This is a genomic window from Pseudomonas sp. 1121_17, from assembly GCF_052850745.1.
This window is the reverse complement of record NZ_VXCX01000010.1, coordinates 38,847-52,094: the sequence shown is the minus strand read 5'-3', so window position 1 is coordinate 52,094 and position 13,248 is coordinate 38,847. Positions and strand designations below refer to the sequence as shown.

At 61.5% G+C, this 13,248-nt stretch carries 12 protein-coding genes; 5 read left to right on the top strand and 7 right to left on the bottom strand.

Translation table 11 applies throughout. The features are described 5' to 3' along the window. Positions 1–7 precede the first annotated feature (7 nt). Positions 8–1,300, bottom strand: a complete 1,293-nt coding sequence (gene fahA, locus FW789_RS17815; RefSeq protein ID WP_340612941.1) for a fumarylacetoacetase — start codon at positions 1,298–1,300, stop codon at positions 8–10. Between the two features lie 3 nt (positions 1,301–1,303). Next, on the bottom strand, positions 1,304–2,599 hold the full coding sequence (gene hmgA, locus FW789_RS17810) for a homogentisate 1,2-dioxygenase (protein WP_103438547.1): 1,296 nt from the start codon (positions 2,597–2,599) through the stop codon (positions 1,304–1,306). Between the two features lie 185 nt (positions 2,600–2,784). Here hmgA and FW789_RS17805 point away from each other — a divergent pair, with 185 nt between their 5' ends. Further along, positions 2,785–3,561, top strand: coding sequence for an IclR family transcriptional regulator (locus FW789_RS17805; RefSeq protein WP_103438548.1), 777 nt, complete (start codon positions 2,785–2,787; stop codon positions 3,559–3,561). Positions 3,562–3,768: 207 nt separating this feature from the next. On the opposite strand, the gene yjiA is transcribed toward FW789_RS17805, so the two are convergent. From yjiA to FW789_RS17790, 3 genes are all read right to left on the bottom strand, one after another. Next, on the bottom strand, positions 3,769–4,740 hold the full coding sequence (yjiA, locus tag FW789_RS17800) for a GTPase (protein ID WP_186701039.1): 972 nt from the start codon (positions 4,738–4,740) through the stop codon (positions 3,769–3,771). A 78-nt stretch (positions 4,741–4,818) separates the two neighbouring features. Then, complete coding sequence (locus FW789_RS17795) at positions 4,819–5,016, bottom strand: YbdD/YjiX family protein (RefSeq protein ID WP_101322086.1); 198 nt, start codon at positions 5,014–5,016, stop codon at positions 4,819–4,821. A gap of 17 nt (positions 5,017–5,033) precedes the next feature. After that, on the bottom strand, positions 5,034–7,100 hold the full coding sequence (locus FW789_RS17790) for a carbon starvation CstA family protein (RefSeq protein ID WP_101322087.1): 2,067 nt from the start codon (positions 7,098–7,100) through the stop codon (positions 5,034–5,036). 166 nt (positions 7,101–7,266) lie between these two features. On the opposite strand from FW789_RS17790, the gene FW789_RS17785 reads away from it, so the two are divergent. Continuing rightward, on the top strand, positions 7,267–7,629 hold the full coding sequence (locus tag FW789_RS17785) for a PilZ domain-containing protein (protein WP_103438550.1): 363 nt from the start codon (positions 7,267–7,269) through the stop codon (positions 7,627–7,629). Positions 7,630–7,893: 264 nt separating this feature from the next. Next, positions 7,894–9,411 (top strand): nucleobase:cation symporter-2 family protein, encoded by a 1,518-nt coding sequence (locus FW789_RS17780; protein WP_103438551.1) that lies wholly within the window; start codon positions 7,894–7,896, stop codon positions 9,409–9,411. A gap of 75 nt (positions 9,412–9,486) precedes the next feature. Here FW789_RS17780 and radA read toward each other — a convergent pair whose 3' ends face one another. Beyond that, positions 9,487–10,854 (bottom strand): DNA repair protein RadA, encoded by a 1,368-nt coding sequence (gene radA / locus FW789_RS17775; protein ID WP_101322090.1) that lies wholly within the window; start codon positions 10,852–10,854, stop codon positions 9,487–9,489. Between the two features lie 189 nt (positions 10,855–11,043). Here radA and mscL point away from each other — a divergent pair, with 189 nt between their 5' ends. Next, complete coding sequence (mscL, locus tag FW789_RS17770) at positions 11,044–11,463, top strand: large-conductance mechanosensitive channel protein MscL (protein ID WP_103438552.1); 420 nt, start codon at positions 11,044–11,046, stop codon at positions 11,461–11,463. Between the two features lie 26 nt (positions 11,464–11,489). Here the strand turns inward: mscL and FW789_RS17765 are convergent, their stop codons facing one another. Beyond that, positions 11,490–12,266, bottom strand: coding sequence for a ferredoxin--NADP reductase (locus FW789_RS17765; RefSeq protein WP_446431811.1), 777 nt, complete (start codon positions 12,264–12,266; stop codon positions 11,490–11,492). Between the two features lie 200 nt (positions 12,267–12,466). On the opposite strand from FW789_RS17765, the gene FW789_RS17760 reads away from it, so the two are divergent. Continuing rightward, a complete protein-coding gene (locus FW789_RS17760; RefSeq protein WP_207073173.1) occupies positions 12,467–13,171 on the top strand; it encodes an autoinducer binding domain-containing protein in 705 nt (234 codons plus the stop codon). The last annotated feature ends 77 nt before the right edge of the window (positions 13,172–13,248 follow it).

Here is a 13,248-nt window from a genome sequence, read left to right as displayed (position 1 = left end):
TGCCCTCTCAGTTACCCGCGATGACTTTGCCGCGGCACTCGCCGAAGCCGATGCTGACCGCGCCGTCGCGCTTGCAGCGAGCACGCAGGATGATCTCGTCGCCGTCTTCGAGGAACTTGCGCACCTCGCCGCTGGCCAGCTCGATCGCCTGCTTGCCGCCATCCGTCATCTCCAGCAGGCTGCCAAGTGACCCTGGCTGCGCGCCGGACAACGTGCCCGAGCCGAACAGGTCGCCTGCTTGCAACTGGCAGCCGTTGACGCTGTGGTGGGCAACCATCTGCGCCACGGTCCAGTACATGCTCAGGGTGTTGCTCAGGCTCAGACGGTGAGGCGGCAAGCCTTGTTCACGCAGGCCCTCGGTGATCAGCAGCACTTCCAGTTCGATGTCGAGCGCGCCGTTGGCCTGATCGCGTGCATCGAGCAGATACGACAGTGGCTGCGGATCGCCCTCGGGACGCGCCGGCTGAGCGCAGCGGAACGGTTCCAGTGCCTCGGCAGTGACTACCCACGGTGACAGCGTGGTGATGAAGCTCTTCGACAGGAAAGGCCCCAACGGCTGGTATTCCCACGCCTGAATGTCGCGCGCCGACCAATCGTTGAGCAGGCAATAACCAGCAACATGCTCGGCCGCATCGCCAATCGGGATCGCTTGCCCAATGTCATTGCCCTGGCCAATCCAGATGCCCAGTTCCAGCTCGAAGTCGAGCCGGGCGCAAGGGCCGAAACTTGGCTCGGTCTGACCCGCAGGCAGGGTCTGGCCTTTGGGCCGACGCACATCGGTGCCCGACGGGCGCAAGGTCGAGGCGCGGCCGTGGTAGCCGATTGGCACGTACTTGTAGTTGGGCAGCAGCGGGTTGTCCGGGCGGAACAGCTTGCCGACGTTCTTCGCGTGTTCGATGCCGACATAGAAGTCGGTGTAATCGCCCACCTTGGCCGGCAGGTGCATTTGGCAGTCGCTGGCGAGGTACAGCGCCGCTTGCAGTGCAGCCTGATGTTCGCTGTGCTCGCCCAGCAGTTCCAGCAAACGCTGGCGCAACGCAACCCGGGCCGAACGGCCAAGGGCGAAATAGGCATTCAGCGTGGCGTCGACGGTGGCCTCGACCGCAGTTTTGGCTTCACCCTCGAACAGGCCGGCGGCAAGCACGGCCTGCAGGTCGAGAATCGAATCGCCGATGGCCACGCCACAGCGCTGTGCTTCACCTGGCCGGCTGAAAATCCCCAAAGGCAGGTTCTGCAGCGGGAAGTCGCTGTGGCCGTTGGCCTGTTCGACCCAACTACGGGCAGTCGCGGTGTGGTTCATGGGTTATCTCCGATTCGGGTTGAAGGTGCTCGGCAAGGTGGCCCAGCAGCTGTCGTAGTCGGCCTGCAATTGCGGGCATTCAAGCGCACTCTGGCTCGGGCGCAGGACCTGGCTGGTCTCGAACATGAAGGCCATGGTGTTGTCGATCTTGTGCGGTGCCAGCTCGCCATTGATGGCCTTGTGGCATGTCTCGGCATCCGGGCCATGGGCGCTCATCACCCCATGCAGCGACGCGCCGCCGGGCAGGAAGCCGTCGGCTTTGGCGTCGTAGGCGCCCTGGATCAGGCCCATGAATTCATTCATCAGGTTGCGGTGGAACCACGGCGGGCGGAAGGTGTTCTCGGCGACCATCCAGCGCGGCGGGAAGATCACGAAGTCCATGTTGGCCAGACCGTGGACGCTGCTCGGTGAAGTCAGCACAGTGAAGATCGATGGGTCCGGGTGGTCGAAGCTGACCGTACCGAGGGTATTGAAGCGACGCAGGTCGTATTTGTACGGGACGTTGCTGCCGTGCCAGGCGACCACATCCAATGGCGAATGCTGCAGTTCGCAGGCCCAGTGTTCACCGAGAAACTTCTGTACCAACTGGACCGGGCCGTCGCTGTCATCGTAATGGGCCACGGGGGCGAGGAAATCTCGCGGGTTGGCCAGGCCATTGCTGCCGATCGGGCCAAGATCGGGCAGGCGCAGTGGCGCGCCGTGGTTTTCGGCGAGATAACCACGCGCCTGACCGTCGAGCAGCTCGACGCGAAACTTCATGCCGCGCGGAATCACGGCGATTTCCAGCGGTTCGACATCGAGTACGCCCAGCTCGGTGGCGATACGCAGGCGGCCTTGCTCAGGCACCAGCAGCAGCTCGCCATCGGCATTGAAGAACACCCGCTGCATCGAGCGGTTGGCGCTGTAGATATAGATGCTGACGCCGGATGGCTTGTCCGCCGCGGCAGTGGCAACCATCGGCCGCCAGCCCTCGATGAAATCAGTGGCTTCGGTCGGCAGCGGCTGCGGGTTCCAGCGCAGGCGGTTGGGCGTCACCGCGCCCAGTGGCGCCGCCAGCGGCTGGCGCGCCAGGCGCTCGAAGCGCGGGTGCAGCGCCGAGGGGCGAATGCGGTACAGCCAGGTGCGCCGCAGTTCGCTGCGGGCCATGGTGAACGCGGTGCCCGAGAGCAATTCGGCGTACAGGCCGTAAGGCGCACGCTGGGGTGAGTTCTGCCCGACCGGCAGGGCGCCAGGCAGCGCTTCACTGGCAAACTCGTTGCCAAAGCCGCTTAGGTAGTCGAGGGCGGTGTCGCGGGTCATCTGTGCCTCCAGGCTCACTGAGAGCCATGCTGGCAGGGGCTGCTGGGCTGAACCGGGCCGTATCACGGTGGCTGGCAGCGCGTCTGCATTGTTATTGTCGTAATCAGATTACGAATAACGTAATTTGCTCGCCGCCCGTCGTCAAGTTATAAAGTCGCCATCTGTCAATGTGGATTCCTTTCCCCATGTCCAAAGCCAGCACCCCTGCCGACACCGGCAAGCAAAAGGTCCGCTCGGCGGAAGTCGGCACCGATATCCTCAAGGCCCTTGCCGAGCTTTCGCCGTCGACCTCGCTGTCGCGCCTGGCCGAGCACGTCGGCATGCCGGCGAGCAAGGTGCATCGCTATTTGCAGGCGCTGATTGCCAGCGGTTTCGCCGAGCAGGATCGCGCCACCAACCACTACGGCCTGGGCCGCGAAGCGTTGCGGGTGGGCATGGCGGCGCTGGGCAGCATCGATGTGCTCAAGGTGGCGGCGCTGCCGCTGTCGGCATTGCGCGACGCGCTCAACGAGAGCTGCTTCATTGCTGTGTGGGGTAATCAGGGCGCGACCGTGGTCAGTATCGAGCCGGCGGTGCGCGCCGTTACCGTGGTGACGCAGATCGGCTCGGTGCTGCCGCTGCTCAGCTCATCGACCGGGCTGGTGTTCGCTGCGCATTTGCCCGAGCGCGAAACGGTTGACCTGCGTGAGCGTGAGTTGGCCGCCATGACGCAGACATTCGATGCTTATCAGCCACTGCTGGCGGGGATTCGCGAGCAGGGGCTGCACCATGTGCATGGGCTGTTGATGCCTGGCGTCGACGCATTGTCGGCGCCGATCTTCAATGCCATGGGGCACATCGTAGCGGTGATGACCGTGGTAGGGCCGACCTCGATTTTCCATGCCGATGAGCATGGCCCGGCGGCGCAGAAGTTGCTGGCGGCCACCCGCGACATCAGCTGGCGGATGGGCTACGCGGCTTGAGCAGTGACTCTTACCCGGCGCGTAAAGGTGAATGTCGCCTAGGGCTATTTTTCTCGCCGCAACAGCGGCTTATGCTGACTTCACTGGCCAGCACGCAGCGCACTCCCCCGGCCCTGAGTGCAGGCCACGCTCGACGACGTTGATTTAGAAGCTCCTTGATCTAACGTCCAGATTGGCCACTGCACATGCAGTGGCCTTTTTTTTTGCTCAGGTCAGCGCGGCAAAGCCTGCACGGATCTCGTCTTCGGGCAGTTCATCGCCGATAAACACCATCACACTTTCACGCGCCTCGTCGGCCTTCCATTCGCTGTCCCAGTCGAACCCGTACAGCTTCAACACGCCTTGGAACACCAAACGGCGGTCATCCCCGGCGATGTTGAGCACGCCTTTGTAGCGCAGCAATTGTTTGCCGTGGTTTTCCAGCAGCTCGTTCATGAACTCGCTGAGGCGATCGATATCCAGCGCAGTGCTGCTACGCAAGACCAGCGTCGAGATGCGATCCGGGGTCGCCGGCTTGAGCACCGGGCGCAGGCTGCGGGTGATGCTCGCACCCAGATCAGGATTGAGATTGAAGCCACGCACATCGAGCAGCTCGGCGAGGTTGATGCGGCCCTGCTCGACGATGCGAATCGCCGCGCGGCCGTTAATCCGCGCCAGGCGCTCCTGCAAGGCCTCGACAGCCTCTGCCGTGACCAGATCGGTCTTGCTCAACAGCAAGCGGTCGGCAAAGCCGACCTGAGCCTGGGCAATGGCCTGAGTCAGGTGGACATCGGCGTGGGCGGCGTCGACCAGGGTGATGATGCCGTCGAGGATGTAGCGATCGCGCAGCTCTTCTTCGATGAAGAAGGTCTGCGCGACTGGCGCCGGGTCAGCCAGACCGGTGCATTCGATCACCAGCCGGTCAAACGCGATGTCGCCGGCATCCAGCCGCTCCAGCAGCAGGTACAGGGCTTTGGTCAGGTCGGTGTGGATGGTGCAGCACACACAACCGTTGGCCAGGGTCATGACCTGCACCGGCTCGTCTCCGAGCAATTGGCTGTCGATGCCGGCTTCGCTGAATTCGTTTTCGATCACGGCGATCTTCAGGCCATGCTCGGCCTTGAGCATGTGCTTGAGCAGGGTGGTCTTGCCCGCACCGAGAAAACCGGTGAGGACCGTTACAGGAATAGGCGTTTGCACGCAGACATCTCCTTTGGCCATAAATGAAAGTGGGAGCCCGGTTGCCCGGGCTCCCACTCGATCACACTTGCCGCTGGTTCAACAGCACTTGGGCCCGGACTTGCCGCCGTAACGGGCTTCCTGTCGCTCGCGGAAGAACTCCTCGTAGCTCATCATCGGCTTGTCCGGGTGCTTACCCTGCATGTGCTCGACATAATTGTCGTAGTCGGGCATGCCGACCATCAGCCGGGCAGCTTGCCCCAGGTACTTACCCAGACGACCCAGGTCGTTGAACATGGCTGCAGTCCTCTCGTTTACGCGTCAGGCAGCGCCTGGAACGGGGTTTCTTTATCGCTGCGCTCTTTGCGACCCAGTGCCGAGTAACCGACTCTGAGGGCGAAGAACAGGATGCTGAACACCACCACCAGGAACAGGATGGTCAAGCCAGCGTTGGTATAGGCGTTGAAGATCACGTGCTGCATCTGACCAACGTCCTTGGCCGGAGCCAGTACCTGACCGGCGTCCAGCGCGACGCTGTACTTGTTCGCCAGGGCCAGGAAGCCAACAGCCGGGTTCGGATCGAACAGCTTGATGAAGCCTGCAGTAGTGGTGCAGATCAGCAGCCATACCGCCGGTACCAGGGTGACCCACATGTAGCGCTGGCGCTTCATCTTGATCAGTACCACGGTGCCGAGCATCAGCGCGATACCGGCCAGCATCTGGTTGGAGATACCGAACAGCGGCCACAAGGTGTTGATGCCACCGAGCGGATCGATCACGCCTTGATACAGCAGGTAGCCCCACATCGCCACGCAGCCAGCAGTGGCAAGCAGGTTGGCGCCCCACGACTCGGTACGTTTGAGTGCAGGCACGAAGCTGCCGAGCAGGTCTTGCAGCATGAAGCGCCCGGCACGGGTACCGGCGTCCACTGCAGTGAGGATGAACAGCGCCTCGAACAGAATCGCGAAGTGGTACCAGAAGGCCATGGTGTTTTCACCCGGCAGTACCTGGTGCAGGATCTGCGCGATACCGACTGCCAGCGTTGGCGCACCACCGGCACGGGCCAGAATGGTGTGCTCGCCAATGTCGCGGGCAACCGCTTCAAGTTGCTCAGGGGTAATCAGGAAGCCCCAGCTGCTGACCGTCTGCGCAACGCTTACCACGTCGGAACCGACCACTGCCGCTGGGCTGTTCATGGCGAAGTACACGCCTGGCTCGATCACCGAAGCGGCGACCATGGCCATGATTGCCACGAACGACTCCATCAGCATGCCGCCGTAACCGATGTAACGGGCGTTGGTTTCGTTATCGAGCAGCTTGGGCGTGGTGCCCGAAGAGATCAACGCATGGAAACCGGATACCGCACCGCAGGCGATGGTGATGAACAGGAACGGGAACAGCGTGCCCTTCCAGACCGGGCCAGTGCCGTCAGTGAACTGGGTCAGCGCAGGCATCTTCAGTTCAGGCGCGAGGATCAGGATGCCCAGCGCCAAGGCGACGATGGTACCGATTTTGAGGAAGGTCGACAGATAGTCCCGCGGCGCCAGTACCAGCCATACCGGCAGGACGGCGGCAACGAAGCCATAGCCCACCAGCATCCAGGTGATCTGTACACCGGTGAAGGTGAACGCCGGGCCCCAGACCGGGTCGGCAGCCACCAGGCCACCTATCCAGATCGATAGCAGCAGCAGGACCACGCCGATGATCGAGATCTCGCCAATCCGCCCCGGGCGGATATAGCGCATATAGATGCCCATGAACATCGCGATCGGGATGGTCGCCATCACCGTGAACATGCCCCATGGGCTTTCAGCCAGGGCCTTGACCACGATCAGCGCCAGCACCGCGAGGATGATGATCATGATCAGGAAGCAGCCGAACAGGGCGATGGTGCCCGGGATCCGGCCCATTTCTTCACGGACCATGTCACCCAGCGAGCGGCCATTGCGGCGGGTGGACATGAACAGGACCATGAAGTCCTGAACGGCACCTGCCAGGACCACACCGGCAATCAGCCACAGCGTACCGGGCAAGTAACCCATCTGCGCGGCGAGGACCGGACCGACCAGCGGCCCCGCGCCAGCGATGGCGGCGAAGTGGTGACCGAAGAGGATGTGCTTGTTGGTCGGCACATAGTCCAGACCATCGTTGTTGAGTACCGCAGGGGTTGCCCGACGCGAGTCGAGCTGCATCACCTTGGTGGCGATGAACAGGCTGTAGTAGCGATAGGCGACCAGATACAAGGCCACTGCCGCCACCACAATCCACAAGGCGTTGACTGCCTCGCCGCGACGCAGGGCAACTACACCCAGCGCACAGGCTCCCAGTACTGCCAACACCAGCCACGGAATGTGGCGTAGCAGGCTATTATTGTTGTTCATGGTTTACTTCCAGCTGGTGGATTGGAAAGACCGCCAAGCGAGTCTAGGGCCAGTCAAGGCGCATTGCCACATTTGCTTTGTTCTAGAGCCTTTGCCGCCCAATTGCGCAAGCACATACGCCCATACCTTCAACTATAGTCAGGATGTCTTGCAGAGGGCTTTGACCATGAGCGATCACGACGAACGTCGGCGTTTCCAGCGAATTGCTTTCGATGCCACCGCAGAACTGCGCCAAGGCTCGCAAAAATGGCAGGTAAAGCTGCTGGATATCTCCCTCAAGGGCATTCTGGTCAGCCGCCCCGAGCGCTGGGAGCCAGATGCCACGCAGGATTTTGAAGCGACGGTACACCTCAGCCCCGAGGTGCAACTGGAAATGCTGGTCGAGCTGCGTCATGAAGAAACCAGCAAGCTGGGCTTCGTCTGCCTCTACATCGACCTCGACTCGATGAGCCATCTGCACCGTCTTGTGGAATTGAACCTGGCTGATCGCACTGAAATGATGCGCGAACTGCGCGAACTCATCGAATAATACTATCTGTTAGCTAGCTAACCTGCCCCTCCTCAATGTGTTTCCTGTCTACCCAGACAGCTTCTTGCAAGCGGTCTGGGGACTTGTACACAACTTTATAATCACGCTTGCGCTCTGTTGGAACGCTTTCTGCATTCAGCTGACACGCTGTTTACGGGCACTCTTGTGCGCGCTCCGATCAAAATATTGTATACAATTTTTGTGGCCATCCTTTGTAGGAAGTGTCTACAGTAGCCCCACAACAATAAACAGAGAGCCTGCTCCATGACGACGCCCCCTGGAACATCTGCAGCCCAACGTCCCGAGGACGAAAACCTCGGCCTTGGCGCCAACCTGGCCTACGGTCTGCAGCATGTGCTGACCATGTATGGCGGGATCGTTGCGGTCCCGCTGATTCTGGGCCAGGCAGCGGGCCTGAACCCCGCCGAGATCGGTCTGTTGATCGCCGCCTCACTGTTTGCCGGTGGCCTGGCGACCTTGCTGCAAACACTTGGTTTACCGTTTTTCGGCTGCCAGCTGCCGCTGGTTCAAGGTGTGTCCTTCGCCGGTGTGGCGACCATGGGCGCGATCCTCAGCAGTGAAGGTGGCGGTGGCCTGCCGGGGGTGCTCGGCGCAGTGATGGCGGCCTCGGTGCTCGGCTTTTTGATCACGCCGGTGTTCTCGCGGATCACCAAGTACTTCCCACCGCTGGTGACCGGCATCGTCATCACCACCATCGGCCTGACGCTGATGCCGGTTGCGGCGCGCTGGGTCATGGGCGGCAACAGTGCCTCACCAGAGTTCGGCAGCATGGCCAACATCGGCCTGGCCGCGCTGACCTTCGCCATCGTGCTGGTGCTGAGCAAACTCGGCAGCGCAACCATCTCGCGACTGTCGATCCTGCTGGCGATGGTGGTCGGTACGTTGATTGCCTGGTCGCTGGGCATGGCCGATTTCAGCAAGGTCGCCGAGGGCCCGATGTTCGCCATGCCCTCGCCGTTCCACTTCGGCATGCCGACCTTCCATATCGCCGCGATCCTGTCGATGTGCATCGTGATCATGGTGACCCTGGTCGAAACCTCGGCAGACATCCTTGCGGTCGGTGAAATCATCGATACAAAGGTTGACTCCAAGCGCCTGGGCGACGGTCTGCGCGCCGACATGGCCTCCAGCATCCTGGCACCGATCTTTGGCTCCTTCACCCAGAGCGCCTTCGCCCAGAACGTCGGCCTGGTGGCTGTGACCGGAGTCAAGAGCCGCTATGTAGTGGCTACCGGCGGCCTGATCCTGGTCGTGCTGGGCCTGCTGCCGGTGATGGGCCGGGTGATCGCCGCAGTGCCGACGCCAGTACTTGGCGGTGCTGGCATCGTGCTGTTCGGTACCGTGGCTGCGAGCGGGATTCGCACCTTGTCCAAGGTCAGCTACAAGAACAACGTCAACCTGATCATCGTCGCCGCCTCGCTGGGCTTTGGCATGATCCCGATTGCCGCACCGAACTTCTACCACCAATTCCCGAACTGGTTCGAGACCATCTTCCACTCCGGCATCAGCTCGGCGGCGATCATGGCGATTCTGCTCAACCTGATGTTCAACCACTTCACCACCGGTAACTCGGAGAACCAGTCGGTGTTCGCCGCAGCCTACGAGCGCACCATCCAGTACTCGGACATCTCCGCCCTGCGTGATGGCGACTACTTCAAGGAGGGCAAACTGTTCGACGCCGAAGGCAACGAGGTGCCACTGCAAGAGGGCGCAGAGCAGGACGGCGAGGCGCGACGGCGCAACGCGGTGGCCGAGCACTGACGCCTGACCGAGCAGTAAAAAGGGGAGCCGACGCGCATCGTCGGCTCCCCTTTTTTATGCGGCGGTTTTGCCTGGTTACTCGAACAGCGCGTCGAGGGCCTGTTCAAGCCGGGTCACGGCAATCACCTGCAGCCCCGGCGGAGACTCCTTGGGCGCATTGCCCTTGGGCACGATGGCACGCTTGAAGCCATGCTTGGCGGCTTCCTTCAAACGCTCCTGACCGCTGGGCACCGGCCGTACTTCGCCAGACAGGCCGATTTCACCGAACACCAGCAGGTCATGGGCCAGGGGCCGATTGCGCAAGCTCGACATTACTGCGGCCAACAACGCCAGGTCAGAGGCCGTTTCCAGCACCTTGACCCCGCCGACCACGTTGAGGAACACGTCCTGATCGTGGGTCGGGATGCCGCCGTGCCGGTGCAAGACGGCCAGGAGCATGGCCAGGCGGTTCTGGTCCAGGCCCAGGGTGACCCGGCGCGGGTTGGCCAGGTGGCTGTCGTCGACCAGCGCCTGCACCTCGACCAGCATCGGCCGGGTGCCTTCCCAGGTCGCCATGACCACACTGCCGGGGACTTCTTCCTGAGTGCGATTGAGGAAAATCGCCGACGGGTTGGAGACCTCTTTCAAGCCGCGATCGGTCATGCCGAACACGCCCAGTTCGTTGACCGCGCCAAAGCGGTTTTTCACTGCACGCAACAAGCGCAGACGGCCATCGGACTCGCCCTCGAAATACAGCACGGTATCGACCATGTGCTCGAGCACCCGTGGCCCGGCCAGCGAGCCTTCCTTGGTCACGTGACCAACGAGGAAGATCGCCGTGCCGCTCTGCTTGGCGTAACGCACCAGCAATGCCGTGCTCTCGCGCACCTGGGCGACCCCGCCTGGTGCGGATTGCAGCTGTTCGGTGAAGATGGTCTGGATCGAGTCGATGACCATGACCCGCGGCTGCTCGACGCGAGCGGTGGCGATGATGGTCTCGATGCAGGTTTCGGTCATGACCTTGAGCTTGTCCTGCGGCAGGCCCAGACGCCGTGAGCGCATCGCTACCTGCTGCTGCGACTCTTCGCCGGTGACATACAGCGCCGGCATGGCGGCGGCCATGTGGCACAGGGTCTGCAACAGGATGGTCGATTTGCCGATACCGGGGTCACCGCCGATCAACACCACCGAGCCATCTACCAGACCACCACCGAGCACCCGGTCCAGCTCGCCACTGCTGGTGCTGAAGCGGGGGATTTCCTCGACGCTGACTTCGGCCAGGGTTTTCAGCTGGGCTTGCTGCCCGGTCCAGCCAGCACGCCCGCTTGGCGCCGCAGCGCCGCCGCTTTCGATCATGCTCTCGACCAGGGTGTTCCAGGCGCCGCACTCGCCGCACTGGCCCGCCCATTTGGGAAAGGTCGCGCCGCACTCGGTGCAGCCATACAAGCGCTTGGCCTTGGCCATAGGGGCAGTCTCCTGGAAAAAGTGGCCATGATAGCCGAGCCAGACGTGTCTCGAACGCCGCAGGATGCGACAAAACTATTCGATCTAACCGCAGTCACTTACTAACCTCGGTCACTGCAGCGTCACGCATGAAGCGTTTTAGTGGCTTACACTGCGTTTTACTTATCCATTTGTTACAAGGAATACACCATGGGCATGATCAGTGAATTCAAGGCATTTGCCGTAAAAGGCAATGTTGTCGATATGGCGGTCGGGATCATCATCGGCGCCGCCTTCGGCAAAATCGTTTCGTCGTTTGTGGGCGACGTTGTGATGCCGCCGCTGGGCCTGCTGATCGGTGGCGTCGACTTCAGTGACCTGGCGATCACCTTGAAAGCCGCCGAAGGCGATATCCCGGCCGTGGTGCTGGCGTATGGCAAGTTCATTCAGACCGTGATTGACTTCGTCATCGTCGCATTCGCCATCTTCATGGGCGTCAAGGCGATCAACCGCCTCAAGCGCGAAGAAGCCGTGGCGCCTACCACGCCACCGGTGCCAACCCCTCAGGAAACCCTGCTGACCGAGATTCGCGATCTGCTCAAGACGCAGAATCAGAACCGTCTGCCCTGACCGAGCGAAGGGGCGCGCCGCGCCCCTTACCAGTAGTTTTCCACTGCTACCTGGCCTGGACGTTTGCTCAAGTTGAGTTGCAGATCGCGCGCCTTCAACACTTGGCGCGTGTCGTCGATCATCTGCGGGTTGCCGCAGAGCATGATCCGCGAATGCTCAGGGGATAATTCAAGCCCCGCCGCCCGCTCCAGCTCGCCGCTTTCAATCAACTGGGTAATCCGCGCATTCAGTGCACCCGGATATGCTTCGCGCGTGACCACTGGAATGAACTGCAACTTGCCGGCATATTCGGCCAGATAGTCGCGCTGCTCCAGCCCGGCAATTTCATCGACGTAGGCCAATTCCGCGGCCTCGCGTACCGAATACACCAGTTTGATGTTGTCGAAGCGTTCCCAGACTTCGAAGTCCTGCAGGATCGACATGAACGGTGCAATGCCGGTACCGGTCGCGAGCAGCCACAGATCGCGGCCAGGTGGCAGTCGATCAAGGGTCAGATAGCCGAACGCCTGGCGATCGATAAGCAAGCTGTCGCTCTGCGCCAGGCGGCTGAGCTCGCTGGTGAATTCGCCGCCAGGCACAACGATCGAGAAGAAATCCAGATACTCGTCATGCGGCGCACTGACCATCGAGTACGCGCGCCAGACCACGCTGCCATCGGCTTTGCTCACGCCCAACCGAGCGAACTGCCCTGCGCGAAAACGAAAGCCAGGATCGCGCGTCACGCGCAGGGAAAACAGGTTGGGCGTCAACGGCCGAACGTCGAGCAGGGTCTGGCGGGTGAACTTGTCGGCGCTGGCGGTCATGACGGGCTCCATAAATCAGATGTGCCCAGTTTCGCCGAAAGCCGCCTGAATGAACACCGACGGTTTGCAAGGGCAAGTCGCGCGATGATCAACAGGTCACACATTTAATGAGAAAAAAACCTAACAAAGGACTAAGTCTTTTCCTACAATCTGTCCACAGAATCTAATGGATCCAGAATAATCCACGGAGATTTTCGTTCATGTCGCAATGGAGAGCCGAGCAATTGCAGTTGCTGATCGCCGAGCGCGAGCCGCAGCAGTTGTTCGATCGTGCGCTGACGCTGGTGCAGGAAATGGACATGACCTACCTCGGCCTGGCCTTGCACATCCACCTGGCAGCCAGCCGACCGCATACCATTCTGTATAGCAATTATCCTAGCGACTGGTTGAGCTATTACGCCAATGCGGATGTACTGAAAGCAGATCCGGTAGCAGCCCGCTGTCACCAGTCGACCCAAGCTGTAATGTGGACGGACGAGGCTTACCGCGAAGTCCCGGTTTTCCGCGAAACTGCCTGCAAGCACGGTTTGCGCCACGGCTGGACCCAGTCGGTCTACGATCAGCGCCACAACCAAACTCAGATGAGTGTTGCCAGGCCAACCCGGCCGGTGCAGCTCGGCGAGTTCTATGAAAGCGGCGCGCGCGCGCTGTGGCTCTGCCATACCCTGCATGGGCTGCTCTGCGAGCATCATCTGGCCAGCCTGGCGCCGGTGCCCAAACTCACCGAGCGTGAGCTGGAGGTACTCAAATGGTCCGCCGATGGCAAGACGGCGGCAGACATCGCGCGTATTCTGACTCTGTCGACCAGCACCGTGAACTTCCATATCCGCAGCGTGATCGCCAAGACCAACGCCTCCAACAAAGCCGGCGCGGTCGCCATCGCAGCCAGCCGTGGGCTGTTCTGAGCGCAACCTCCCCCCCGTGGATAAAGCCCTGTAGAATCTCGCCCCTCAAGCTCGTCGTGGTCTGCGCCGAGCAGATT